Source organism: Pseudomonas sp. PDM21 (genome assembly GCF_014852505.2).
GTDB lineage: Bacteria > Pseudomonadota > Gammaproteobacteria > Pseudomonadales > Pseudomonadaceae > Pseudomonas.
Window position 1 is genome coordinate 2,725,066 of the sequence record NZ_CM181223.1, and the last position, 26,207, is coordinate 2,751,272.

General features: G+C 66.5%; 20 protein-coding genes. 12 read left to right on the plus strand and 8 right to left on the minus strand.

The genetic code is table 11. The annotated features are described in order from the left end of the window. Positions 1-212: 212 nt before the first annotated feature. The 5 genes from IB275_RS12840 (at position 213) to IB275_RS12860 (ending at position 6,197) form a co-directional block, all read left to right on the plus strand. The gene (locus IB275_RS12840; RefSeq protein ID WP_081518434.1) at positions 213-1,307 is read left to right on the plus strand and encodes an NAD(P)-dependent alcohol dehydrogenase; all 1,095 of its coding nucleotides are present in this window, start codon (positions 213-215) and stop codon (positions 1,305-1,307) included. 130 nt (positions 1,308-1,437) lie between these two features. After that, the gene (locus IB275_RS12845; protein ID WP_192295290.1) at positions 1,438-1,947 is read left to right on the plus strand and encodes a sigma-70 family RNA polymerase sigma factor; all 510 of its coding nucleotides are present in this window, start codon (positions 1,438-1,440) and stop codon (positions 1,945-1,947) included. 5 nt (positions 1,948-1,952) lie between these two features. Beyond that, a complete protein-coding gene (locus IB275_RS12850) occupies positions 1,953-2,939 on the plus strand; it encodes a FecR domain-containing protein (RefSeq protein ID WP_225610450.1) in 987 nt (328 codons plus the stop codon). Between the two features lie 134 nt (positions 2,940-3,073). Continuing rightward, positions 3,074-5,572, plus strand: a complete 2,499-nt coding sequence (locus IB275_RS12855; protein ID WP_192295292.1) for a TonB-dependent siderophore receptor — start codon at positions 3,074-3,076, stop codon at positions 5,570-5,572. A 139-nt stretch (positions 5,573-5,711) separates the two neighbouring features. Beyond that, entirely contained in the window at positions 5,712-6,197 is a 486-nt protein-coding gene (locus tag IB275_RS12860) for a DUF2165 family protein (protein WP_192295293.1), read from the plus strand. 12 nt (positions 6,198-6,209) lie between these two features. On the opposite strand, the gene IB275_RS12865 is transcribed toward IB275_RS12860, so the two are convergent. Further along, positions 6,210-7,370: a GGDEF domain-containing protein gene (locus IB275_RS12865; protein WP_192295294.1), complete on the minus strand. Its 1,161-nt coding sequence runs from the start codon at positions 7,368-7,370 to the stop codon at positions 6,210-6,212. A gap of 300 nt (positions 7,371-7,670) precedes the next feature. On the opposite strand from IB275_RS12865, the gene IB275_RS12870 reads away from it, so the two are divergent. Next, positions 7,671-8,723, plus strand: coding sequence for a T6SS phospholipase effector Tle1-like catalytic domain-containing protein (locus tag IB275_RS12870; RefSeq protein ID WP_192295295.1), 1,053 nt, complete (start codon positions 7,671-7,673; stop codon positions 8,721-8,723). 27 nt (positions 8,724-8,750) lie between these two features. On the opposite strand, the gene IB275_RS12875 is transcribed toward IB275_RS12870, so the two are convergent. Further along, the gene (locus IB275_RS12875) at positions 8,751-9,494 is read right to left on the minus strand and encodes a class I SAM-dependent DNA methyltransferase (protein ID WP_192295296.1); all 744 of its coding nucleotides are present in this window, start codon (positions 9,492-9,494) and stop codon (positions 8,751-8,753) included. Between the two features lie 96 nt (positions 9,495-9,590). Then, the gene (locus tag IB275_RS12880; RefSeq protein WP_192295297.1) at positions 9,591-10,538 is read right to left on the minus strand and encodes an AraC family transcriptional regulator; all 948 of its coding nucleotides are present in this window, start codon (positions 10,536-10,538) and stop codon (positions 9,591-9,593) included. 193 nt (positions 10,539-10,731) lie between these two features. Between IB275_RS12880 and IB275_RS12885 the strand changes: the two genes are divergently transcribed. Beyond that, complete coding sequence (locus IB275_RS12885) at positions 10,732-11,760, plus strand: SDR family oxidoreductase (protein WP_192295298.1); 1,029 nt, start codon at positions 10,732-10,734, stop codon at positions 11,758-11,760. A 65-nt stretch (positions 11,761-11,825) separates the two neighbouring features. Here the strand turns inward: IB275_RS12885 and IB275_RS12890 are convergent, their stop codons facing one another. From IB275_RS12890 to IB275_RS12900, 3 genes are all read right to left on the minus strand, one after another. Beyond that, on the minus strand, positions 11,826-12,749 hold the full coding sequence (locus IB275_RS12890; RefSeq protein ID WP_192295299.1) for an MBL fold metallo-hydrolase: 924 nt from the start codon (positions 12,747-12,749) through the stop codon (positions 11,826-11,828). 84 nt (positions 12,750-12,833) lie between these two features. Further along, positions 12,834-14,036, minus strand: a complete 1,203-nt coding sequence (locus IB275_RS12895) for an NAD(P)/FAD-dependent oxidoreductase (RefSeq protein ID WP_192295300.1) — start codon at positions 14,034-14,036, stop codon at positions 12,834-12,836. Between the two features lie 299 nt (positions 14,037-14,335). Then, positions 14,336-14,725, minus strand: coding sequence for a response regulator transcription factor (locus tag IB275_RS12900; protein WP_225607841.1), 390 nt, complete (start codon positions 14,723-14,725; stop codon positions 14,336-14,338). 327 nt (positions 14,726-15,052) lie between these two features. Between IB275_RS12900 and IB275_RS12905 the strand changes: the two genes are divergently transcribed. Next, a complete protein-coding gene (locus IB275_RS12905; protein ID WP_192295301.1) occupies positions 15,053-15,988 on the plus strand; it encodes a LysR family transcriptional regulator in 936 nt (311 codons plus the stop codon). A gap of 11 nt (positions 15,989-15,999) precedes the next feature. On the opposite strand, the gene IB275_RS12910 is transcribed toward IB275_RS12905, so the two are convergent. Next, positions 16,000-17,013: a GlxA family transcriptional regulator gene (locus IB275_RS12910; RefSeq protein ID WP_192295302.1), complete on the minus strand. Its 1,014-nt coding sequence runs from the start codon at positions 17,011-17,013 to the stop codon at positions 16,000-16,002. Between the two features lie 272 nt (positions 17,014-17,285). Here IB275_RS12910 and IB275_RS12915 point away from each other — a divergent pair, with 272 nt between their 5' ends. The 4 genes from IB275_RS12915 to IB275_RS12930 all read left to right on the plus strand — a co-directional run bounded on the left by IB275_RS12915 (position 17,286) and on the right by IB275_RS12930 (position 24,755). Then, positions 17,286-17,948 carry a response regulator transcription factor gene (locus tag IB275_RS12915; protein WP_151187517.1) on the plus strand — a complete coding sequence of 221 codons (663 nt, stop codon included), beginning with the start codon at positions 17,286-17,288 and terminating at the stop codon, positions 17,946-17,948. Positions 17,949-18,017: 69 nt separating this feature from the next. Next, complete coding sequence (locus tag IB275_RS12920) at positions 18,018-23,513, plus strand: trifunctional serine/threonine-protein kinase/ATP-binding protein/sensor histidine kinase (protein ID WP_192295303.1); 5,496 nt, start codon at positions 18,018-18,020, stop codon at positions 23,511-23,513. 70 nt (positions 23,514-23,583) lie between these two features. Further along, positions 23,584-24,006 (plus strand): MerR family transcriptional regulator, encoded by a 423-nt coding sequence (locus tag IB275_RS12925; RefSeq protein WP_192295304.1) that lies wholly within the window; start codon positions 23,584-23,586, stop codon positions 24,004-24,006. Further along, positions 24,006-24,755: an SDR family NAD(P)-dependent oxidoreductase gene (locus IB275_RS12930; RefSeq protein ID WP_192295305.1), complete on the plus strand. Its 750-nt coding sequence runs from the start codon at positions 24,006-24,008 to the stop codon at positions 24,753-24,755. Before IB275_RS12925 ends, IB275_RS12930 begins: the two co-directional genes overlap by 1 nt. Before the next feature lie 51 nt (positions 24,756-24,806). On the opposite strand, the gene IB275_RS12935 is transcribed toward IB275_RS12930, so the two are convergent. After that, entirely contained in the window at positions 24,807-25,784 is a 978-nt protein-coding gene (locus tag IB275_RS12935; protein ID WP_192295306.1) for an alpha/beta fold hydrolase, read from the minus strand. Positions 25,785-26,207 lie beyond the last annotated feature (423 nt).

Genomic DNA, 26,207 nt, shown 5'->3' on the forward strand with positions numbered 1-26,207 from the left:
ATCCGGGTCAATGCTCCATCGGGTCGCCAGTGGCCAATCGCCTGGCGGCAGACAGGCCGATGGGCGAGCTTCCCCCGCTCTTGATATGCATCAACCGGACTTCGCCCCGGCCGCGCACACTGGTCCGGTCGGCCGGCTCGCGGTGATCCAGCGGTCCGCGCCGTCTCCGGCCATGGGCACCCATGGCGCATTCCGAGCAAGGAGAAAGAGCGATGGCAATGATGAAAGCGGCGATCTTTGTGGAGCCGGGCCGCATCGAATTGGCGGACAAACCCATCCCGGAGATCGGTCCCAACGACGCGCTGATCCGCATCACCACGACCACCATCTGCGGCACTGACGTGCACATCCTCAAGGGTGAATACCCGGTGGCGAAGGGGCTGACCGTCGGCCACGAACCGGTCGGCATCATCGAGAAGCTCGGCAGCGCCGTGAAGGGCTACCGCGAAGGCCAGCGGGTCATCGCCGGCGCGATCTGCCCGAACTTCAACTCCTATGCCGCACAGGACGGCGTGCCCTCGCAGGACGGCAGCTACCTGATCGAGAGCGGCCGCTGCGCCTGCCATGGCTACAAGGCCACCGCCGGCTGGCGCTTCGGCAATCTGATTGATGGCACTCAGGCCGAGTATGTTCTCGTACCGGATGCCGAAGGCAACCTTGCGCCGATTCCGGACAGCCTCACCGACGAACAGGTGCTGATGTGTCCCGACATCATGTCCACCGGCTTCAAGGGCGCCGAAAACGCCAACATCCGCATCGGTGACACCGTGGTCATCTTCGCCCAGGGGCCGATCGGCCTGTGCGCGACGGCGGGTGCGCGCCTGCTGGGAGCCTCGACCATCATTGCGGTGGATGGTAACGCGCACCGGCTGGACATCTCCCGCAACATGGGCGCCGACGTCACCCTGGACTTCACGCAGTGCGACGTGGTGGAGGAGGTGATGAAGCTTACCGGAGGGCGCGGCGCCGATTCATCCATCGAGTGCCTGGGCCTGCCGAGTACCTTCGAACAGGCGATGAAAGTGCTCAAGCCGGGCGGGACCCTGTCGAGCCTGGGCGTTTATTCCAAGGACGTGCAGATTCCGCTGTCCGCCTTCGCCGCCGGCCTGGGCGACCACCGCATCAACACCGCGCTGTGTCCCGGCGGCAAGGAGCGCATGCGCCGGCTGATGAGCATCATCGAGTCGAACCGCGCCGACTTCGGCTCGCTGGTGACGCACCACTACGCGCTCGACAACATCGTCGAGGCCTACGACCTGTTCGCCCATCAGCGTGACGGCGTGCTGAAGATCGCCATCAAGCCCTGAGGCGGGGCAGGGAATGATCTTCCGCCTGTAGGCGGTGATCATTCCCTGCAGCGTTCGGCCGAATTGCGCAGGGCAGGGCAAATCCAGTATTGTTGAGAACGATTATCATGTTTAACAAAACTGGACGTTCATGGACAGCGAGCGGGCATTCGAAAGGGATGTTGAGCGGCTTTACATTGCCCACCACGGCTGGCTGAAGGGCTGGCTGCGCCGCCGCCTGGGCGAGCACGCCGATGCCGAGGACCTGGCGCAGGACACCTTCGTGCGCGTGATGCGCTCGCGCAGCGCCATCGCCGAACTGCGCCAGCCGCTGGCCTATCTCGCCACCATCGCCAACAGCCTGCTGATCAACCGCTGGCGCCGCCAGGCGGTCGAGCGTGCCTACCTGGAAGCGCTGGCCGCACGGCCTGAGGCGGTGGCGCCTTCGGAGGAAGAGCGCCTGCTGCTGATCGAAGCGCTGATGGAAATCGACGAACTCCTGCACGGCCTCGCGCCGCAAGTGCGGGAAATCTTCCTGATGTCGCAGCTGGACGGCTTGACCTACCCGCAGATCGCCCTGCGCCTGGAGCTGAGCGTCAACCAGGTGCAGAAGGCGATGAGCAAGGCCTTCACCGCCTGCTACGCGTGCCGGTTCGAATGAGCGCCATGTCCCGCGACGGCGATTCCCGGCCGATTTCCAATGTCATCCGCGACCAGGCGATTGCCTGGTTCACCCTGGCCCAGTCGGGCTGCATGAGCGAGGCCGAGCAGCGCCAGTTGCTGCTCTGGCGCGAGGCCGACAGCGAGCACGAGCGTGCCTGGCAGCGCCTGAGCAGCATCCCGCTGGGCCTGCAGCGCCACGCCGGGCGGCTGGCTGACCCGCTGCTGCGGCAACTGGCCGGGCGCCGGCACTACGACGAAATGGACCGGCGCAAGGCGCTCAAGGTGCTGGTCGGTTTCGGCCTGCTCGGTGGCCTGGCCTGGCAGGGACGCGATACGCCCTGGGTGCAGGGCGCCATGGCGGATTACCACACCGCAACCGGCGAGCGTACGCAGCGCACGCTGCCCGATGGCACCCAGCTGTGGCTCAACACGGCCACGGCGGTCGACCTGCATTACACCGACAACGTTCGCGAGCTGCGCCTGCGTTACGGCGAGATCGAGATTCTCACCGCCCGCGACAGCGCCGGGCGGCCGTTGCGGGTCGTCAGCGGCGACGCCGTGCTGCAACCGCTGGGCACGCGCTTCCGTGTCCGCCGCGAGCACGACGGACGCGGCACCTTGCTGGCGGTGACCCAGGGCCGCGTCGCCGCCAGTTCGCTGGCCGGCGGCGAGGCGAGGGTGATCGAAGCCGGCTCGCAGGCCCGTATCGGCGCGGCCGGCGTCAGCGCTCCGCAGGCGCTGGACGTGAACGACGGCGCCTGGGTCGATGGCTATCTGGTGGCCGAGCGCATGCGTCTGGCGGACTTTCTCGCCGAGCTGGATCGCTATCGCCCCGGCCTGCTGCGTTGCGACCCTGCTGTTGCAGGTATTCGCCTGAGCGGCTCCTACCCGCTGGGCGACACCGACCAGGTGCTGGCCATGCTGCAGGACAGCCTGCCGGTCACCATCCAGCGACGCACCCGCTACTGGGTCACGGTGGGCCGGCGCTGAGGCGGTAAAGGCCTCCAGATCGTGCCAATGAAAATAATTCTCGAAAAGTCGGCAGGTTTTCGTTTCTCGCTTGGCCTAGGGAGAAATCCCTGCTCGCACCTGCGGGCCAACAACGAGAAACGGACCCTCTGCCCATGACGCTTCACCCCATCACCCGCGCCCTGCGCCAGTCGCTTGGCCTGGCTCTGTTGTCCTGCTCCACGCTCACCCTGCTGCCGGCCATGCCGGTGCAGGCCGAATCCACCGCCACCCGCACCCAGCAGTACGCCATCCCCGCCGGCCCGCTGGACCAGGTGCTCGGCGAGTTCGGCCGCCGCGCCGGCATCCCCATCTCCGTGAATGCGGGCCTGACCGAAGGCAAGCGCAGTGGCGGGCTGAACGGCGAGTACGGCATTGAGGACGGCTTCGCCCGCATCCTGTCGGGGACGAAGCTGACGGTGCGGCGCCTGGACAACGGCGGCTACGGCCTGGTGCCGGCGCCGTCGGATGCGGTGCTGGAGATGGATGCCACCACCATCTCCAGCCAGCTGCTGGACCCGACCAGCGAGGGCACCAACTCCTACAGTGCCCGCGCGGTGACCATCGGCAAGGGCGCGCACAGCCTGCGTGAGACGCCGCAGTCGGTCACCGTCCTGACTCGCCGCTACATGGATGACCAGAACATCACCACCATCGAGCAGGCGATGGAGAAGACGCCGGGCATCGCCGTGTATGAGTCGCCCATGGGCGGCAAGTATTTCTATTCCCGCGGCTTCATGATGCAGGGGCAGTACCAGTACGACGGCGTGCCGCTGGATGTCGGTGGCGAGTACGTGCAGGCCAACAGCTTTTCCGGCGACATGGCCTTTTATGATCGCGTTGAAGTGCTCAAGGGCGCGGCGGGCATGATGAAGGGTTCGGGAAGCTCCACCGGTGGAGTGAACTTCGTCCGCAAGCGTGGCCAGGCCGTGCCGGAGACCAAGTTGTCGCTGTCGGCCGGCAGCTGGGACAACTACCGGGGTCAGGTCGACGTGGGCGGGCCGCTCAACGAGTCCGGCACCTTGCGTGGCCGCACCGTGGTGGCGTTGCAGGATCGCCAGTATTTCTACGATGTCGGCAAGCGCAACGACCAGATTCTCTATGGCGCGCTGGATTACGACGTCAGCCCCGACACGACGCTGGGCCTGGGCGTCGCCTACGAAAAGCTCGACGCGACGCCCTGCTGGCACGGCCTGCCGCGCTACAGCAATGGCAAGGACCTGAAGCTCAGCCGCTCGACCTGCCTGGGCGCCTCCTGGAACAACTGGGAGAGCGAGCGCACCACGCTGTTCGCCGATCTGTCCCACCAGTTGAACGGGGACTGGGCCTTCAAGTTCGCCGGCGTCTGGACCCATAACGACCAGAACATGAAATACGCGCTGTCCGAGACCTCCGGCGGCGTGACGCCGGGCACCACCTCGGCGCCATCCTCGGTGTATTCCGGGCTGTTCGACTACGACCAGACCGACTATGGCTTCGATGCCTACCTGGATGGCAAATTCGATGCCTTCGGCCTGCAGCATGAACTGACAGTCGGCGCCAACGCCAGCCGCGCCAAGACCCACGACCGCTGGGCATTGATCAACATGTCGAGCCTGCTGGGCGCTACCCAGGACCCGTTTCACCCCAACTCGCACATTCCCGAGCCGGCGGATGATTTCTATGCCTCCAACTCCTACCGTGGCGGCCCGATTCCCACCGAGTCGGACACGAGGCAGTTCGGCACCTACGCCACCCTGCGCCTGAAGCTCGCCGAGCCGTTGACCTTCGTCCTTGGCTCCCGTGTCAGCTGGTATCGCAACAGCCGCGATTCCTACACCCAGGCCTGGGACTACTGGCAGCACGACCGCAGCCAGGAAAACGGCCAGGTCACGCCGTTTGCGGCGCTGATCTACGACCTCAACGACCAGTGGTCCGTCTACACCAGCTACGCGGACATCTTCCAGCCGCAGAGCACCTACACCGACGAGTCAGGCAGTCCGCTGCAACCCAAGACCGGGGCCAGCTACGAACTTGGCATCAAGGGTGAGTTGCTGGAAGGCCGCGTCAACACGGCTTTCAACCTCTTCCGCACGGTCGAGGAACATCGCGCGGAAGGCAACTATGACACCACCTGCCTCGGTTCCTCCGACGGCTACTGCTACACCGACGTCGGCAAGGTCCGGGCGCAGGGCTTCGAGGCGGAAGTCAGTGGCGAGGTCATCGACCGGCTGCAACTGCTGGCCGGCTACACCTATACCCAGACCAAGTACCTCAACAGCGCTGAGGAGAACCCGCAGGAACCGACCTTCACCACCACCTATTTCCCGCGCCACCTGTTCCGCGCCTGGGCGGATTACCAACTGGCCGGAGAACTGGATCGCTGGAACCTGGGCGCGGGTGTGACGGCCCAGAGCGACGTCTCCGTGCGCAGTGGGAGCGTCACCTCGGTGCAGTCGGACTACGCCATCTGGAATGGCCGCCTGGGCTATCGCATCGACGACCACTGGACCGTCGCGCTCAACGGCAACAACCTGTTCGACAAGAAGTACTACCAGAGCGTGGGGGCCGTTTCCTGGGGCAACTTCTACGGCGAACCGCGTAACTTCATGGTCACCCTGCAGGGTGCGTTTTGACACGGAGTCCGAGCAACTGTTCTGTGCGGTGTTGACCTCAACCTAGGTTGAGGTCCTAGAGTCCGTCCGGGCCTGCCTGCCGCCGCCGTTTCCGGCGGCGGGCCGGCGCACTCGGAACATGACCGCACAAGGACCCGGTATGGACACCCACACTTCACTGATGATTTTCCAGGCTACCTGCTTCCTGGGTTTCAGCCTCTGGCTGAGCATCGCGCTGATCAACAACCTGCACGCCTTCTCCAGCTCGGTCGCAGCGGTCGGCGCGACCATGGCGATGGCGCCGCTGCGCCAGCCTCCCGCCATCGACTTCCCCTTGCTCGCGCGCGCACTGGCCTCGCCGGCCCTGCATCGCCTGGCACTGATCGTTGTCATTCTGCTGCAGATCGTCGCGGTGCTGGCTGCCTGGACCGGCTGCTACGAGCTGTTGCTGGGCGACGGCCTCGACGCCGCCAGGCCCTGGCTGAACCTCGGCCTCAGCGCGGCGCTGGCCTTCCTCTTCGCCATGCTGCTGGGCGGCCTCTGGTTCGGCTACTGGATCCGCCAGGAGGGGCTGCAGCTGACGCACCTGATGCTGGTCGTCTGGGTGCTGCTGAACTTCCTCGTCCTCAACCTTCGCTGGAACTAGCCGGGACGCCTGCTACGCGAAAGCCCCCTCGACGCGATTGCGCCCGGCGGTCTTGCCACGGTAGAGCGCGCGGTCGGCCTGCTGCAGGTACTCGTCGAGCGCCTGCGTGCCAGTGAAGGCCTCCGAGACGCCGATGGTGGCGGTGCAGCGGATCGGCTGGTCCGGTATCGCGCCCGGTACTTCGCTTTGTTCGATGGCCACGCGGGCGCGTTCGGCCAGTTGCAGAGCGCCTGTCCTGTCCATGTCCAGGCCAACGAGGACGAACTCCTCGCCGCCCAGCCGGCACGTCAGGTCGCCTTTGCGAGCGGTGGCCTTGAGTACCTGGGCCACATGAGACAGCACGAGATCGCCGACCTTGTGGCCGTGGTTGTCGTTGATCTGCTTGAAGTGGTCGATGTCCACGATCAGCAGGTAGGCAGGCCCGGCTTTACGGGAACGGAAGTGCGCTTCCAGCCCCTCGACCAGCCCGCGGCGGTTCAGTAATTGCGTCAGCGGGTCATGGGCGGCCATGGTGCGCAGCTCATCCGTCAGGCGCCGCAGCACCAGCCAGACGGCGCAGGGCGGCAGCACGGTGCCGAGGAATGACATGTAGAGGTAGAAGACTTTCTGGAAGCTGCTGTTCATGTCCAGCGCCGCCAGCCCGCCCTGGATGATCATCGCGAACTTCGCGGCGTTCAGCGCGCAGATGCCGCCAATCAGCACGGCGAACACGATCATCTCGACGCGCAGGTCCTGGGCGACGTTCTGCCGGGCATAGAGCACTGCCACGGCCATGCCCAGGAACAGCAGGGCACACGAGCCCGCCAGCAGCGCATGGCGCGCTTCACTTCCGAGGGCGGATTGCACCGTGAGCTGCAACGCCGTGTAGAGGACAGCCAGTGTGAGCAATGGCCGCCACACGGCGGTCGGTCGATCGAAGAAGCGCAGAGCGCCAAGAACGTAGGCGACAGGGGCGCAGAGGGTCATCGTGTGGTTGACGACACTCATCGCCCCCCAGTGCGCCGGGCCGCCGAGTAACTGCAGGATGTAGGCGAGCCCCAGCAGGAAATTGCCCAGGGCGAAGACTTCCATGCCCATTTTCTTGCCGTTCAGCCGGGTGCTGATCAGCAGGAACATGACGCTGAAACAAAGCAGGTGCACGCAGAGCATGCTGAGGATGACAGTGGTGACCATGGGTTCGCGTCAGTGAAGGCGTAGCAAAGGGAGCCGGGCAGTGGAGCTGTGGCGGGCGCGGACCCGGCACTCCAGGCCGCCTCTGGCGTACTCGGCGGAGTCGTTCGGGGCCAGGGCACCTAACCATATGTGTAGCGGGAAGGCAATCCGCCAGCACAGCACGCCAATGGAGGTGGTTCTCACGAGTCTGTCGACAGCCCGGACCGGGGGCTACAGTTCACTGTCGAGGGCGATACCGGGGGATGGGCCAGGAACCGGGACGTTCCGAGCAGTCAGAGCCACTGACCCTGGAGAAAGGGCATGCCCAAGAAAATCATCATTTCCTTTGACGGGACCTGGAATACCCCGGACGCGAAGTCCGAGATCAAGGGCAGTAAAAGTACCAACGTCTGGAAGCTGCATGCTTCCATCCTTCCCGCAGACAGCAACGGCACCTCGCAGGCCAAGTGGTACGACAAGGGAGTCGGCACCGCGTGGTACGACCGCCTTGCGGGTGGGGCATTCGGCGTCGGGCTTTCGGAGAATATCCTCGACGGCTACCGGCAACTGGTCAGTACCTACGAGGCGGGCGATCAGGTCTACGTGTTCGGCTTCAGTCGCGGGGCCTATACCGCCCGCAGCCTGGTGGGGCTGATCCGCAACGCCGGGCTGCTCAAGCCCGAGCACATCAACCTGACGAACGAGGCCTACGGGCTCTACCGCACCCGCGACGAGGGCGCCGACTCCGAGCGCGCCAGGCTGTTCAGGGGCAGCTTCTCGCGGGAGATCACCATCCACATGCTCGGCATCTGGGACACCGTGGGCGCGCTGGGCGTGCCGCTGGAGTCGTTCGACTGGTTCAACAAGGCCTACTACGAATTCCATGACACCGAGCTCAGCTCGATCGTGCACAACGCCTTCCATGCGCTGGCCATCGACGAGTGGCGCAAGAATTACCAGTGCACGCTGTGGGACCCCAAGAGCAAGCCCAACCAGCGGGTGGAACAGGTGTGGTTCTCCGGCGCCCACGCCAACGTCGGCGGCGGTTATGCGGACAACAGTCTGTCGGATATCGCGCTGGTGTGGATGATCAACAAGGCCATCGAGTGCGGGCTGGCGGTGGACACCCGCAAGACCCCGAGCCTGCCCACCACGACCCTCCCCATCACCAACTCCTACAAGGAGTTCCTTGGCGGCGCCTACAGCCAGTTCACACAGCCGCATTACCGGGATATCGGCAACACCTCGTTCGGCCAGGAGGCGATCGACCCGAGCGTGGAGGAACGCCTCAAGCACGATGCCCAGTACAAGCCGAAGAACACCGTGGGTGGGCATCTCACCGGCAATTTCACGCCGGTGGGCAAGATTCGCTGAGGGGGAGGGCGTACCGGGAAGGTCGCCTCAACGCTTTACGCAGACGAACAATGCGTTGCCCGAGGTGCCCTCCCAGGGCGTGATGCGCTCGTAGTCGTGCTCGAAGACCTGCACCTCGAAGAGCGGCTCCAGCAAGCGCTGCAGCTCGGCGAAGGTCAGGGCGACCATGGCGTGTTCGTCCTGCCAGGCCTGGGTCTCGCCGGCGCTGGTCTTCTCGATGCTCAGGCGCAGCGCCTGGCGCTCGCCCGCGCCGCCGTAGTACCAGCCCGAGCCGAAGGTGAACTGGCTACCCTCGTGTTCGACCGAGTGGCGCACGAAGGAGCTGTTGTCGATCAGCGCCTTGTCCACGCTGTTGAAGCAGAACACGCCGCCGTCCGCCAGTGCCTGGTGCACGCTCGCCAGGCACGCCTGCAGCTGTATCACACCGGGGTTGTAGTGGATCGAGTAGAGGAAGCAGGTGATCAGGTCCAGCGGCTCGTCGACGCGGAAACTCGCCATGTCGTGGCAGCTGAAGCTTGCCTCGGGGCAGCGCTGCTGGGCGATGTCCAGCATCGGCTGGTTGAGGTCCAGGCCGGCGCTCGCGTAGCCGAAGTCGAGGAAGTAGCGCACGTGCGGCCCGGTCCCGCAGGCGAGGTCCAGGTGCCGGCGCCCCTGGTTGCCGAACAACTGGTGCAGGCGGCGCACGCAGTGGCTCTGCGCCTGGTAGTCGATGTCGGCGCACATCAGGTCGTAGTAGGAGGACAGGTCGGTGTACAGCGCGTTGGAGGACATAGGCAGCCAGACAGGGAGTTTGCCGGAGGTTTCGGCGCGGCATGGTACATCAGCCGTGGGTCTTCTCCGCTGAAATCGGACGTCCCGCAGGCCTGCTCATTCCCCGATCTGGCGCCACTGGTTGCGGTAATGCCGTGGCGCCGTGCCGGTGATGCGCTTGAAGGCATTGCTGAAGGCGCTTTCGGAGCTGTAGCCCAGCTCGGTGGCCAGCTCCGCCATGGTCACGTCGCTGCCGCGCAGCGCCTGCTGGGCCAGCAGCATGCGCCACTCGCTCAGGTAGGTCAGCGCCGGGATGCCGGTGATGCTCTTGAAGTGCACGGCGAAGCTGGTGCGCGACATGCCCGCCGCCCTGGCCAGTTCGCCCAGTTGCCAGGCGCGGCCGGGCTCGCCGTGCATCAGGCCCAGCACCGGGGCCAGGCGCTTGTCGCCGGCTGCGCGGAGCCAGCCGCAGGAAACTGAATCGGAGGACTCCAGGTAGGCGCGCACCGTCTGCACGAACAGCAGCTGCGTGAGCTGCGCGGATACCGCGCCGACTCCCGGGCGCCACTGGTTGCGCTCTTCGACGATCTGGTCGAGCAGCCATTTCAGCCGCTCGGCCTGCTGCGTGCCGGCATGCACCTGCATCACCGCCGGCATCAGGCGGAACGCCAGTTCCTCGCTGGTCGGATCCAGGCGCACATGTCCACCCAGCTGGATGCAGTCCTCGCCGCTGCCCAGGGTGGCTGTGCGCTCGTTGGCATCGCCGCTGAACACGTCCATGGCCTCCAGCGGTTTCAGCGCCAGGTCGCTGGCCAGGACGAAGGCGCGGCGCGAGCAGAGGATGAACACGTCGCCCTCCTTGATCCACACCGGTTCCTCGTCACCTTCGATCTGCAGCCAGCAACTGCCCTTGATCAGCGCGAAGAACTTAAGGTGCTGCGGCGGCGGGAAGCGCAGACTCCAGTCGCCACCGGCGCTGAAGCCGCCGGCCACGGTCAGTTGCGCATCGGCCACGCGCAGGAAGTCGGACAGCGGGTCGGAGCGGGTAGCCGAGTACTGGGTCATGGCGAGGGGCCCTGGGGTGCCGAAAGCGGATGCGGCCCAGAATCGCACCGGGCTCCCGCCGGGGCAACGGCCAACCGCGCAACCGGCAGATTCGAACTCTCGCGCAAGTAAAGCGCACTCCAGCGCATTCACGGTTCGACGGAGCAGGCGTAATTTTCCCGGCGTCCGACTACAGCCTTGCCCGAGAAAATCCATGAAAGACGAATTGGTATTGGTGACCGGCGGGACCGGTTTCATTGCCCAGCATTGCATCCTCGCCCTGCTGCGCGACGGCTATCAGGTGCGTACCACGGTGCGTTCGCTGGCGCGGGAAGCCGAAGTGCGCGAGCAGCTGCGCGAAGGTGGCATCGACGCAGGAGAACGCCTGAGCTTCGTGGTCGCCGACCTGAGCCAGGATCGCGGCTGGGCGGAAGCCGTCGCCGGCTGCCGCTACGTGATCCACGGGGCCTCGCCGACGCCCACGGGTGCGCAGACCAGCGAGGAGGAATGGGTGCGCCCGGCGGTCGACGGCAACCTGCGGGTGCTGCGCGCCGCACGCGATGCAGGGGTGAAGCGGGTCGTGCTGACCTCGGCCTTTGGTGCCATCTGCGCCGGACACGGGCAGATGACGCGGCCCTTCGACGAGACTGACTGGAGCGACCTGAGCAGCCGCAACGTCTGGCTCTACCAGAAATCCAAGACCCTCTCCGAGCGCGCCGCCTGGGACTTCATCGCCCGTGAGGGGCAGGGCCTGGAACTGTCGGCAGTCAACCCGGTGGCCGTGCTCGGCCCGGTGCTCGGCGCCGACTACTCGCACTCCATCCGCCTGGTGAAAAGCCTGCTCGCCGGCCAGCCGGGCAGCCCGAAGATCAACTGCGGATTCGTCGATGCGCGCGACGTGGCGGACCTGCACGTGCTGGCCATGACCCACCATGCCGCTCGCGGCGAGCGCTTCATCGCCACCGCCGGTGACAGCCTGTGGCTGGGCGATGTCGCGCGGGTTCTCAAGGAGCGCATGGGTGCCGTGGCGGCGAAGGTCTCGACGCGTGTGCTGCCCAACTGGGTGGTGCGCCTGGGCGCGCTGAAGGACCCGGCGCTCAAGGGCTCCGTGCCGCTTCTCGGGCTGCGAATGAACTCCAGCAACGCCAAGGCGCGCAGGCTGCTGGGCTGGTCGCCGCGCCCGGCCGAGGAGGCCATCGTGGCGACCGCGCGCAGCCTGGACAAGCTCGGTCTGCTCGATTGAGCAGGCCCGGATAACGCAAAAGCCCCGTCCCGCGTGAGCAGGGCGGGGCGGTCTGGCGCTGGCTGTCAGTAATCCCAGAAGCCGGCGATCCAGCGGAAGGCATCGCCGTCGATGGCCACGCGCCCCACCGAGGGGAAGGGCAGGTGGGTGGCGACGAACAGTTCGCCACTGGCCGCCGCCTCGCGCAGCAGGCGGACCCGCACGTGGACCGACTCTTCCGGGTCGTGTTCGAAGCCGTTGTGCCATTCCGGATGGTCGAAGGCCACCGGGAACAGTGCATCACCGGCAAAGGTCAGGCGCTCGCCGGCGGAGTCGACGTAGACGATGCAGTGGCCGGGGGTGTGGCCGCCGGTGAGCTTCGCCACCACACCCGGCGCTACCTGGAACTCGTCCTCGAAGATGTGCAGGCGGCTCTCGTAGTGAGCCATGAACTCGTTGGCGGTGCGCCGCAGGACGTCCGGTACCGGCTGCGGCATCTCGGTCAGGCTGAAGTCGGGGATCTTCCAGAAATCGACTTCGGTGGCCGTGACGTGGATACGCACCTCGGGGCTCAGGCCGTTCTTCACGGTGTCGGTGAGCAGCCCGCCGATGTGGTCCATGTGCATGTGGGTGATCACGATATCGGTGATCGACGACAGCTCGATGCCGGCATCCTTCAGGCGCTTGGGGAACTGCCCGGCGCGGGGGAAGCCGGGGAACTGGTTGCCCAGGCCGGCGTCGACCAGGATGGTCTGCTCACCGCTGCGCACCACCAGCACGTTCAGTGCCCAGTCGAACATGTCCGGGCCCAGGTACATTTCCTTGAACCACGCCGCGCGCTCTTCCGGGGTGGCGTTGGTCGACATGGTTTCGGTCGGCAGCGGCAGCACGCCGTCGCTGACCACCAGCACGTCGATCTCGCCCACGCGCAGGGCGTAACGCGAAGGCACCAGTTCCTGGGCCGGGGTGGTGGCATCGGGCTGGGCGAAGGTATTCAGGTGCATGGTCATGGTGGTTCTCCTGTTGCTTGTTAGGTCGAGTCCATCAGGCGAGTGGCACTCCCTCGGAGCGAGGGAGTGCGGGCAGAGCAGCGATCAGGCCACCGGGATCAGCGGGTCGGCGGCGGCCAGGGCGGCGCGGCGGTCGGCGGCCGGCGGGTAGATCCAGACGGTGTTGATCTGCGTCTTGAGTTCCTTGGCCTCGGCCTTCACCAGCTTCAGCTGGCGGTCCCAGCCTTCGGTGTACACGGCGCCCCAGGCGCCGAGGTCGAGGCAGGTGACGTACTTGGGCTGGCGGTACTGGGTCGGGGCGACGCCCAGCAGGTCGGCGGCGGCGTTGTTGCCGGCGTGGCGTCCGAGGCTGATGGCGTGCTGGCAGGACATCGCGGCGAAGTTGCCGATGTCGTCGGTGGCGGCGTAGGCGACGTCACCGGCGGCGAAGACGTTCTGCAGTCCGCGCACCTTGAGGTTGCCGTCCACGTGCAGGCGGCCCTGGCCGTCACGTTGGGCAGTCAGCTGTTCGGTCAACGGGCTGGCGCGGAAACCCACCGTCCAGATCACCGTGTGGCTCTCGATGTGGCGGCCGTCGGCGAGGGTCACGCCGTTGGCGTCCACGGCGGCGACCGTGGCGCCGGTGATCCATTCGATGCCCAGGCTGTCGGAGGCCTCGATGATCGACGGGCGGATGCCTTCGCCCATCACCGCGCCGATGCGCTCGCCACGGTCGACGATGACCACGCGGACGTCCTGGTCCTCACCCAGTACGGCACGCAGGCGGGCCGGCATTTCAGTGCCGGTCTCGATACCGGTGAAGCCGCCGCCGGCGATCACCACGGTGTTGCGTGCGCGGCTGGCCGGCTGGTTGCGCAGCGACATCAGGTGGCTTTCCAGGTGCGCCGCCGATTCGATCTGGTCAACGTCGAAGGCATGTTCCTTCAGGCCCGGCACCGGCGGGCGGGACAGCTGGCTGCCGCTGGCCAGTACCAGGCGGTCGTAGCTCAGCTCGCCAGTGCGGCCGGTTTGGTCGCGGTAGCCGACCTTGCGGGCCTGCTCGTCGATGCTCTCGGCGGTGCCCTTGACGAAGCGCACGCCCACGGCCTCGAACAGCTCGGTCAGCGGAGCGAACATGCTGTGCACATCGGGCTCGTAGAAGCGCGGGCGGATGCGCAGTTCGGCCTGCGGCGCGAGCAGGGTGATCTCCACATCGTTGTTGCCGTGCATGTCCAGCAGGCGGGCGGCGCTCAGAGCGCTCCACAGTCCACCGAAGCCCGCGCCAATAACCAGAAGTTGCTGTTTCATCATGTGCTCCTGACTCGAATGGATGAATTGCCTTGAAGTCACTGCTTCAAGTTCGGCGTGACGCTGACGGGTAGTTGCAAACCTTGGTTTGCGTTGTTCCGTCTGCAGTCGTCCGCTGTGAATCCATGCTAGGGAGGAGAACTTCCGGGCGCACTTCTACATCGGTGTGCGGGAATTACGCATGTGTGGAAGAGAACTATACGAAGGTATCGACGGGGAACCGTGTGAAGTATTTTTCAGGGCAGTGCAGTGCAGTGCAGTGAACAGGGTCGGGAATAACTTGCGGGGGATTTTCGCGTTCAGGATTTCAGCAGCAGGGCAGTCTCGATGCAGTGCAGCAATTGTTCGGCTTCGAACGGCTTGGGCAGGCAGGCGATCACGCCGGGCATGTCCGTGCTGATGCGCGGCCGCTCGCCGGGGTAGGCGGTCATGAAAATCACCGGAAGGTCCAGGCCACGGCTGCGCAGCGTTTCATAGAGCTCCACGCCGCACATGCCCGGCATCTGGATATCGGAGATCAGGCAGCTGGCCAGTTCCGGGCCGTCGGAGCCGAGGAACTCGCGCGCCCCGCCGTAGGTGCGCGCCAGGTAGCCGGTGGCGCGCAGCAGGCCTTCCAGCGCGGTGCGAAGGGATTCATCGTCGTCGACTACTGCAATGACAGCCTTGTTGCGCATTTGCGTCTTTTGCATCCTCTGGGGCGCTCGTGGCGGCGCCTGCCGTACTTGCAAGATACGCCGTCGAACAAGTCGGAGAAGTATACCTAGGTATAGTCGGGCAACACCTGGGTATGGATATTCCGGCGGGCAGTCTGATGTGGGTGATATTCGCGGCAGGAAGTTGAGCGGAACAATACCCAGGTATTAGTTCGGATAACCAACGGGTGGCGATATTGCACCCATGTACAACTGACTCAGCGGTTACGCCTGAATAATCTGCAATCACATCGCAAGCCTGGAGAAGTGAACGGGCCCAGCGAAAGGCAGTTCGGATGCAACTTTCACCAGGCGGGCGAAACCATGAACAGAAATGACCTGCGACATGCCGACATCAACTTGCTGGTTGTCTTCGAAACCATGATGCGCGAGCGCAACGTGACCCGGGCGGGCGAACGCCTGTTCCTCTGCCAGACCACCGTCAGCAGCGCGCTGAACCGCTTGCGGACGATGTTCGACGACCCGCTGTTCATCCGCAGCGGGCGGGCGATGGAGCCCACCGCGCGGGCCGAGGAAATCCACGTGCGCCTGGGCCCAGCCCTGGAAGGCATCGCCCTGGCCCTGAGCTGCGCAAGGGAGTTTGACCCGCGCACCAGCGAGGAGACCTTCCACGTCGGTCTGTGCGACGAAGTCGAATACGCGCTGCTGCCGCGGCTGATGCAGCAGCTGCGCGCCGAGGCGCCGAACATCACGCTCGTCGTACGGCGAGTCGATGCGCTGCAACTTCCGCAGCTGCTGGTCGCCGGGGACATCTCCCTGGGCATTGGTCACGCGCAGGAGCTGCCGGCCAGCGCCCACTGCCGCAGCCTGCGCCCGGTGCAGCCGATGCTGCTGCGCGCCGATTCGGCGGCGGCGCCGGTGAGCCTCGACGAATTCTGCCGGCGGCCCCATGTGGCGGTGTCCGCGCTGGGCAAGGTGACCGACGACGTCGACCGCGCCCTGGCGCGCCACGACCGGCAGCGCCGGGTGGTGCTCGCGGTGCCGCAGTTCAGCGCCTTGCCGGCGCTGCTGGCCGGAAGCGACATGCTCGCCATCGTGCCCGACTACGTGGCCCAGGCGATGGCGCGGGTGGATGGCCTGCGCGCCGAATACGCACCGCTGCCGCTGTCGAGCCCGGACCTGGCCATGGCCTGGCGCGGCACCAGCCATGCCGACCCGCGCGAGCGCTGGCTGCGGACGTTCTTCGCCCGCCACCTGGAGCAGCAGCCGGAGCGTGCGCTGGCGCTGGCTGTGGCCTGAGCGAATCAGACTCAGCGGCTGAAGCGGCTGCGGTAGTCGCGCGGGGAGATCGACAGGTGGCGCTGGAAGGTGCTGCGCAGCCGCTCCTCGTCGCTGAAACCGCAGGCGCTGGCGATCTGCCCGATGTTGCGCGAAGAGTTTTCCAGCAGGCGTTTCGCTGCTTCCAGACGGAACAGTTCGATGGCCTTGGCCGGCGTGCGCCCAGTGCGATCCTTGTACACGCGGGAGAAGTTGCGCAGGCTCATCTTCGCCTGTTCCGCCAGGCGTTCCACGGTCAGTTCCGGATCCCCCAGATTCTCCGCCAGCCACAGGTGCAGCTCGTCGAAGGCCGGGTTGTCCTGGGTCTGCAATTGCAGCAGGGTGCTGTACTGCGCCTGCCCGCCGGGGCGCTTGAGGTAGACCACCAGCTCGCGCGCCGCCTGCATGCTGACCTCGCGGCCGCAGTCGGCTTCCACCAGCGCCAGTGCGAGGTCGATGCCGGCGGTGACCCCTGCCGAAGTCCAGACCGAGCCCTGCTGGATGAAGATCGCATCGGCGTCAACTTCCAGGGCCGGGAAACGCTGTTGCAGGGTGTCGCACAGGGCCCAGTGGGTCGCGGCGCGGCAGCCGTCGAGCAGCCCGGCCTTGGCCAGCAGGAAGGCGCCGCTGCACACGGAAGCCACCCGACGCACTCTGGGGGCCGCGTGGTTCAGCCAGGCCGCCAGCTCGCCGTGGCTGTCGAGGGTTTCGCCGATGTCCGGGGCGCCGGGGACGACCAGGGTGTCGACCGCGGCGAGGTCGAGTTCAGCCAGCGCGCTGGTGTCCACCGACAGCCCTTCGACGGTGCTCACCAGCCCGCCGCGCAGGCTTGACGTCAGCAACTGATAGCCGGGCAGGCCACGCTGGGCCAGGGCCTTGCTGGCGGCCCAGAACACGGTCTGGGCGCCGCTCAGGTCGAGCAGGCCCATCTGCGGGTAGGCGACGAAGGCGACGGTGATCGGCGTCGTCGCGGGGAGCGGGTAAGGGGGAGCAAAGGCGCTTGCCATCGGGGTTCTGCCTGTTCGGGGAGCTGGTCGAAAGTGGGCCGAAGGTATGGCCGATATTCAGGGGTTTCTGGCCTGGCGGCGCTTCGCTTGGCCAGGCTAGCCTTGCTCGCAGCAGCGTCATGGCGTGCGCCATGGTGCGCGTTATGGCCAATATCCCGAAGGTACTGTTCCGGCCCCATGACCATTGGGCTGGCATTTTGCCGCGGGCCCCATCATGGACTAGATTTTTTGACCTGCACACCGCGAGTGTCGCGGTCCCCCAAGGAGGCAAGATGAGCTCGTCGGCGCATTCCAATCCGCCGCAAGGCCCGAAGGAGCCGGTGGTCTATGTGGTCGATGACGACGAGTCCATGCGCCTCGCCCTCGATGGCCTGTTGCGCTCCATCGGCCTGCAGGTGCAGACCTTCGATTCCACCCAGGCCTTTCTGTCCTTTGCCCGGCGTGACGTTCCCAGCTGCCTGGTTCTCGATGTGCGCCTGCGCGGCGAGAGCGGCCTGGCGTTCCAGGAGCAGATGGAGAAGAGCGGGGTGCGCATGCCCATCGTGTTCATGACCGGCCACGGCGATATCGCCATGACAGTCAAGGCCATGAAGGCCGGCGCCGTGGACTTCCTCGCCAAGCCCTTCCGCGACCAGGACATGCTCGACGCAGTGGCCAGCGCTTTGGCCCGAGATGGCGAGCGGTTGCAGGCCGAGCAGTCCGGCGCGGCGCTGCGCCAGGCGTTCGAGGCGCTGACCCTGCGCGAGCGCGAAGTGCTGCGCTTCGTCGTCGCGGGGTTGATGAACAAACAGATCGCCGCCGAGCTCAACCTCAGCGAAGTGACCGTCAAGGTGCACCGTGGCCAGGTGATGAAGAAGCTGGCCGCGCGTTCGGTCGCCGATCTGGTGCGCATGGCCGAGGCCCTGGGCGTCGAGCCGTTGCAGCGGACGACCTGAAGGCCGTCCGCAATACAGTCGCTGACCGCCACTCGGGGGCAGCAGAATCCCTGAGAGGTTGCCGAGCCGATGGCCAGCAAACAGAAGATCCTGTGGGACGATGGCGAGCGGGTGTTCTGCCGCGCGCGCCCATCCGGTGACGACGGCGCCAGCGTGCTGCTGGTACGCCCGGCCGCCGAACATCCGTTGCCCGCCACGCTGGAACGGCTGGCCCACGAGTACAGCCTGCGCGACGAACTGCACAGCGCCTGGGCACTGCGCCCGCAGGCGCTGCACCGCGAAGGCGGCAAGACCCGCCTGCTGCTCGATGACCCCGGCGGCGAGCCGCTGTCGCGCCTGCTGCGCCAGCCGCTGGACACCGCAACCTGCCTGCGCCTGGCCGTGGACATCGCCGTGGCGCTACGCCACCTGCACCAGCGCGGTTTGGTACACAAGGACCTCAAGCCCAACCACATCCAGGTCAACTGCACTGATGGCCAGGCACGCCTGACCGGCTTCGGTCTGGCCTCGCGGTTGCCGCGCGAACGTCAGGCGCCCGAACCGCCGGAGACCATCGCCGGCACCCTGGCCTACATGGCGCCGGAACAGACCGGGCGGATGAACCGCTCCATCGACTCGCGCAGCGACCTCTATGCCTTTGGCGTGGTGCTCTACCAGATGCTCACCGGTACGCTGCCGTTTACCGCCAGCGACCCGATGGAATGGGTGCACTGTCACATCGCGCGCAAGCCGCTGTCGCCCGGCGAACGGGTCGCCGGCGTGCCGCCGATGCTCTCGCAGATCGTTCTCAAGTTGCTGGCCAAGACCGCCGAGGAACGCTACCAGAGCGCTGCCGGCGTCGAGCACGACCTGCGCCGTTGCCTGGAAGACTGGCAACGGAGCGGGCGCATCGAAGCCTTCAGCCTGGACGAGCAGGGCACGCCCGACCGCCTGCTGGTCCCTGAGAAGCTCTACGGTCGCGAGCGCGAGGTGGAGGTGCTGGTCGAGGCCTTCTCGCGCATCGTTGCCAGCAGCACGCCGGAGCTGGTGCTGGTGTCGGGCTATTCCGGGATCGGCAAGTCCTCGGTGGTCAACGAGCTGCACAAGGTGCTGGTGCCGCCACGCGGGTTGTTCGCTTCAGGCAAGTTCGACCAGTACAAGCGCGACATTCCCTACTCGACGCTGGTGCAGGCCTTCCAGGGGCTGGTGCGCACGCTGCTGGGCAAGAGCGGTGACGTGCTGGAGGGCTGGCGCAGCGCGCTGCTGGAAGCGCTGGAGCCCAATGCCCGGCTGATTACTGACCTGATTCCCGAGCTGCGGCTGATCATCGGCGACCCGCCGCCGGTGCCCGAGCTGGAGCCGCAACAGGCGCAGCGTCGCTTCCTGCTGGTGTTCCGCCGCTTCATCGGCGTGTTCGCCCGCGCCGATCACCCTCTGGCGCTGTTCCTCGACGACCTGCAATGGCTGGATGCGGCAACCCTCGACCTGCTGGAAGACCTGCTTACCCATTCGGAACTGCGCCACCTGATGCTGGTGGGCGCCTACCGCGACAACGAAGTGGACGCCAGCCATCCGCTGACTCGCAAGCTGCAGGCCATCCGCCAGGCCGGTGTACGCATCGACGAGATACGCCTGGCGCCGCTGGCCCGCGCGCACATCGAGCAACTGATTGCCGAGGCGCTGCGCTGTCCGCCGCCGAGCATCGTGGCGCTGGCCCGGCTGGTGCAGGACAAGACCGCCGGCAACCCGTTCTTCGTCATCCAGTTCCTCCAGGCGCTGGCCGAGGAAGAGCTGCTGACCTACGACCACGAGGCCCGGCGCTGGCGTTGGGAGCCGGAGCGCATCCACGCCAAGGGCTTCACCGACAATGTCGTCGACCTGATGGTCGGCAAGCTCGCGCGCCTGCCGCTGGAAACACGCCAGGCCCTGCAGCAGCTGGCCTGCCTGGGCAACATGGCGCAGATCGATACCCTGGCGACCGTCCTCGACCTGCCGCCGGCGAAGGTCCATTCGATACTCTGGTCGGCGGTGCGCCAGGAATTGGTGGAGCGCCTGGAAGGCGCCTGCGCGTTCGCCCACGACCGCATCCACGAGGCGGCCTATTCGCTGATCGCCGAAACGGCCCGTGCCGAGGCGCATCTGCGCATTGGTCGTCTGCTGGCCGAGCAGACGCCGACGGAGCGGCGCGAAGAAGCGATCTTCGAGATCGTCGGCCAGCTCAACCGCGGCGCCGGGCTGATCGAGGCCCGCGCCGAGCGCGAACAGCTGGCCGAGTACAACCTGCTGGCCGGGCAGCGCGCCAAGGCTTCCAGCGCCTACAGCTCGGCGCTGGCCTATCTGCACGCCGGGATGGAGTTGCTCGACGGTGATTGCTGGCAACGCCGCCACGACCTGTGCTTCGCCCTGGAACTCAACCGCGCCGAGTGCGAATTCCTCACCGGCCAGCTGGCGCAGGCCGACGAGCGCCTCACCGCGCTGACGCCACGCGCCGCCACCACGGTGGAGCAGGCGGCGGTGGCCTGCCTGCAGATGGACGTGTGCCTGTTGCAGGACCGCAGCGACCGGGCGGTCGCGGTGTGCCTGGCCTACCTGCGGGCGGTTGGCATTCACTGGTCGGCGCACCCGGACGACGAGCAGGTGCGCGAGGAATACCAGCAGATCTGGACGCAGCTGGGCGAGCGCAGCATCGAACAGCTGATCGACCTGCCGCTGATGGAAGACGCCGCCTCCCTGGCGACCCTCGACGCCCTTGGCAAGCTGTTCGCCCCGGCGCTGCAGAGCGATGCCAACCTGGCCAGCCTGACCATCTGCAAGGCCGTGAGCCTGAGCCTGGAGCGGGGCAACTGCGATGCTTCCTGCATGCTCTATGCGAATGTCGGGCGCGTCGCCGGCCGCCGCTTCGGTGACTACGAAGCCGGCTATCGCTTCGGTCGCCTGGGCTGCGACCTCGTTGACCGGCGCGGGCTGAATCGCCATGAAGCGCGAACCTACCTGTGCTTCTCGATGTTCGTAGCGCGCTGGATGCGCCCGGTGCGCGAGTGCCGGGAGCTGCTGCGCCGGGCGTTCGTCGCGGCCAATCGCGTCGGCGACCTGGCCTACGCCGCCTATGCCGGCAACGGCCATATCGCTGATGTGCTGTTCCTCGGCGAGCCACTGGCGCAGGTGCACGAGGAGGCCGGGCAGGGCCTGGCCTATGCGCAGAAGGTACGCTTCGGCCTGGTGGTGGATTTCATCAGCACGCAGCTGGCGCTGATCCGCACACTGCGCGGGCAGACCCCGACCTTCGGCAGTTTCGACGATGAGCTGTTCGACGAGGCGCGTTTCGAAGCGCACCTGGACAGTACGCCGGGCCTGGCGCTGGCGGCGGCCAAGTACTGGATACGCAAGCTGCAGGCGCGCTGCATGGCGGGCGATCATGCCGCAGCCATGCACTGCGTAACGCGGGCGAAAGGGCTGCTGTGGGTGGTGGAGTCCTTCACGGAGGAGTCCGAGTACCACTTCCACGCAGCGCTGACCCTGGCCGCCACTTTCGATTCCATGGCTGTCGATGAGCAACCTGAGCGCCTGCGAGAACTGGCCGTGCATCACGCGCAGTTGCAGGAGTGGGCCCGGCAGTGCGGCGAATCCTTCGCCTGTCGGGTGGCGCTGGTGGGAGCGGAAATCGCGCGGGTCGAAGGGCGGCTGGTCGATGCCGAGCTGCTTTACGAAGAGGCCATCCGCCAGGCGCAGGACAACGGCTTCGTGCAGATCGAGGCGCTGGCCAACGAGCTGGCGGGGCGCTTCTACGGCGCGCGCGGCCTCGCCAAGATCGCCCGCGTCTACCTGCAGGATGCGCGTTATGGCTACCTGCGCTGGGGCGCCGACGGCAAGGTGCGGCAACTGGAGGGGCGCCATCGCTACCTGCGCAACGAGGAGCCTGCGCCCGGCCCGACCGCGACCATCGCCACCCCGGTGGAGCACCTGGACCTGGCCACGGTGCTCAAGGTGTCCCAGGCCGCCTCGGGGGAGATCGTCCTGGAGAAGCTGATCGACATGGTGATGCGCACCGCCATCGAGCAGGCTGGTGCCGAGCGCGGCGTGCTGGTCCTCGCCGAAGCGGGCGAGCCGCGCATCGCGGCGCTGGCGACCGTCGGCGACGGCGCGATGCTGTTGTGCAACGAACCGATCAGCGCCGCGGCGCTGGCCGAAACGGTGCTCTACCAGGTGCTGCGCACCGGCGAGAGCCTGTGCCTGGAAGACGCCATGGCCGATCCGGGATTCACCACCGATCCCTATGTCCGCCAGCACGGCGCGCGTTCGATCCTCTGCATGCCGCTGATGAATCAGGGCAAGCTCACCGGCGCGTTGTACCTGGAGAACAACCTCTCGGCCGGCGTGTTCAGCCCGGCGCGGATAGCCGTGTTGCGGCTGCTGGCCTCACAGGCGGCGATCTCGCTGGAGAATGCGCGCCTGTATCGCGATGCCGCCGAGCGAGAGGCGAAGATTCGCCGGCTGGTGGACGCCAACATCATTGGCATCATCGTCTGGAGTGCGGGCGGCGAGATAGCCGAAGCCAACGACGCCTTCCTGCGGATGGTCGGCTACGAGCGCGACGACCTGCTTTCCGGCCGCGTGCGCTGGCACGACATGACGCCGCCGGAGTCCCTGGCCATGAGTCAGGCGCATCTCGCCACGGCCATTCGGACCGGGCATGCGCAGCCTTTCGAGAAGGAATACATCCGCAAGGACGGCAGCCGCGTGCCGGTGATCGTCGGCCTGGCGGCCTTCGAGGCCAGCCTGCAGGAAGGGGTGGCTTTCGTGCTCGATCTCACCGAGCGCAAGCAGGCCGAGGAGCGGGTGCGCGAGGGCGAACGGCGCTATCGCGAGGTGCAGACGGAACTGGCCCACGCCAATCGTGTGGCGACCATGGGGCAGTTGGCTGCGTCCATCGCCCACGAGGTGAACCAGCCGATTGCCGCTACCGTGACCAATGCCAATGCCGCGCTGCGCTGGCTGGGTGCGCAGCCGCCGGAATTGGGTGAGGTCAGCCAGGTGCTGGGACGCATCATCAAGGACGCCAACCGTGCCGCCGAGGTGCTCGGGCGCATCCGCCAGCTGATCCGCAAGACCCCGCCGCAGAAGCAGCCGGTGGACGTCAGTGCGGCGCTACGCGAGATGGTCGAGTTCACCCGCGGCGAGGCGGCGAAATCCGGCACGGTGGTGCGCGTCGAACTCGCCGACGGTCTGCCGGAGGTGGAGGGCGACCGGGTCGAATTGCAGCAGGTGATGCTCAACCTGATCGTCAATGCCCTGGAGGCCATGGGCGCTGTGCCTGTCGGTGAGCGCCACGTGCTGGTCAGCTCCGAGTACGACGAGGGTGGCGTGCGGGTGAGAGTCTGCGACAACGGACCGGGATTCGCCGAGAACAACGCGGACTTGATCTTCGCGCCGTTCTACACCACCAAGGCCACCGGCATGGGCATGGGTCTGTCGATCTGCCGCTCGATCATCGACACCCATGGCGGCCGTCTCTGGGCCAGCGCCAACCAGCCCCGTGGCGCGGTGGTGCAGTTCACCCTGCCGGCGCATCCCGCAACGGACGCCTGAAAAAGCCAAAGGGGGGCTTGACCTTGACACTAGCGTCAAGCCCCCAGAGTGCTCCCCATCGGAGGTCGACATGCAAATCGGAGAGCTGGCCCTGCGCGCCGGCGTCAGTACACGCGCGCTGCGCCATTACGAGTCGAAGCAGCTGATCGAGTCGTCGCGGCTGGATAATGGCTATCGCGACTACGCCGCGTCCATGGTGCAACGCGTGCTCTGGGTGCGCGAGCTGCTCGAGTGCGGCTTCAGCACCCGGCAGATCCACGGCCTGCTGCAGTACCTGGAGGAGGAAGAGGACAGCGAAGGCTTCCTCGCCTGCCTGCAGCAGCACCTGGAAAAACTGGTGGCCCTGGACGCGCTGCAGGCCCAGCTGGCCGAGCGCCGCGAACGCCTGGCGGAAAAGATCGAGCGCTATCTGCCGCTGCAACAGGACCTGCTGCGTGCTCCCGATTTGCGACCTCCCAAACGAGCCGATTCACAAGCCACGTTGGAGAGATGATGGGAAAGCTAAGCAACAAGGTCGCCCTGGTCACGGGCGGCAACAGCGGTATCGGTCTGGCCACCGCGCAACGATTCGCCCTGGAAGGCGCCGAGGTGGTCATCACCGGGCGCCGCCGGGACGCGCTGGAGGAGGCGGTCGGGCTGATCGGTGACAACGCCGTGGGCATCCGTGCCGACGCCAGCCGGCTGGAGGATTTGGACGCCCTGTACCGGCAGATCGGCGAACGCTTCGGCCACCTCGATGTGCTGGTCGCCAATGCCGGCGTGATCCGCCCGGCACCGGGCGATCAGGTCGATGAAGAACAGTTCGACGAGCAGTTCGACATCAACGTCAAGGGCGTCTTCTACACCATCCAGAAAGCGCTGCCGTTGCTGCGTGACGGCGGCGCCATCGTGCTGGTGTCGTCCATCGCCCACCTGAAGGCGCTGGAGGCTCATGTAGTCTACGCGGCGACCAAGGCGGCGGTGCGTTCCTTCGCCCGCAGCTGGGCGGCGGAACTCAAGGGCCGCAACATCCGCGTCAACTGCCTGAGCCCCGGCCCGGTGCTGACCCCGATCATTGGCAAGATGGGCATCGGCGAGGCGCAGTTCGGCGCGTTCGAACAGCAGTTGGCGGGGTTGATTCCTCTGGGCCGCCTCGGCCGCCCGGAAGAGCTGGCGAACGCTGCGCTGTTCCTCGCTTCGGACGACAGCAGCTTCATCACCGGCGTCGACCTGTGTGTCGATGGCGGGCTGTCACAGCTCTGAACGGAAAAAGGCCCGGCGCGTCATGCGCCGGGCCTTTGTCTTCCAGCGGTTTCAGCCCTTGATGAAGGCCAGCAGGTCCGCGTTGATGGTGTCGGCGTGGGTCGTGCACATGCCATGGGGCAGGCCGGGATAGGTCTTCAACGTGCCGTGGCGCAGCAGCTTGATCGAGAGGCGCGCGGAGTCGTCGATGGGGACGATCTGGTCGTCTTCACCGTGCAGCACCAGGGTCGGCACGGCGATCTGCTTCAGATCATCGGTGAAGTCGGTTTCCGAGAAGGCCGCAATGCAGTCGTATTGGGCCTTGGCGCCGCCGTTCATGCCCTGGCGCCACCAGTTGTCGATTACCGCTTCGGAGACCTTGGCGCCCGGCCTGTTGAAGCCGTAGAAGGGGCCCGCCGCGACGTCGCGGTAGAAGTTCGAGCGGCTGGCGGCGAGCGCCTCGCGAAAGCCGTCGAACACCTTCAGCGGCAGGCCGCCGGGGTTCTTCTCGGTTTGCAGCATCATCGGCGGCACCGCGCCGATCAGCACCGCCTTGGCGACGCGGCCGGCACCATGGCGCGCGACGTAGCGGGCGACCTCGCCACCGCCGGTGGAGTGGCCGATGTGCACGGCGTTCTTCAGGTCCAGGTGCGCCGCCAGTTCCGCAAGGTCGGCGGCGTAGGTGTCCATGTCGTTGCCTTTGTCGGTCTGCGTGGAGCGACCGTGGCCACGGCGGTCATGGGCAATCACGCGATAGCCCCTGGCGAGGAAGAACAGCATCTGGTTGTCCCAGTCATCCCCCGAGAGCGGCCAGCCGTGGTGGAACACGATGGGCTGCCCGCTGCCCCAGTCCTTGTAGAACAGCTCGGTGCCGTCGCGCAGGGTGAGGTAGCCCGACCCTTGCTCCTTGCGGCGCGCACCCGTTGCGGCCGGGGCCTGGGCAACGCTCGCCTGGCCCGCCAGCAGGGGGACGGCCACTGCCAGGGTGGCGGCAGCTACACCGGCGCTCATCAGGGCGCGGCGGGTGGTTCCTTGGGTCTCGTCGGTCATGGTGAAAGCTCTCGTCAGGGGACCGCTAGCGCGGCGAATGGGGACCGGTCCGATGCGGCGCTCGAAGCGACCTGGCGGTCGTTTCGAAGACCGGATTGCCGGTAGACAAACCCTATTCGCTGGCCGGGGACTCTCACCATCGTCCATGGGTATCGCACCACCATACTTAGGTTTCGCGGGACTGCACCGGAGTGTGTCGGAGCCGATTCGAGCGCCTGTTTCGAGAGGTGGCGATAGGGGTTGAGGCAATCTCGCGCGACAGCCGGCCGGGTCGTCGGGTGCGCTCCGCACGGCCATTTTTTTCATTGGGCTCGAAGATATTTTTACTAATTTTCCTCGGCGACGAGCTGAAGCACCATGCGCCCCCATTCGAACAACAACGTCCTTCGAGGCGGCCAGCAGGAGTGCCCAGGTGCAAGCGTT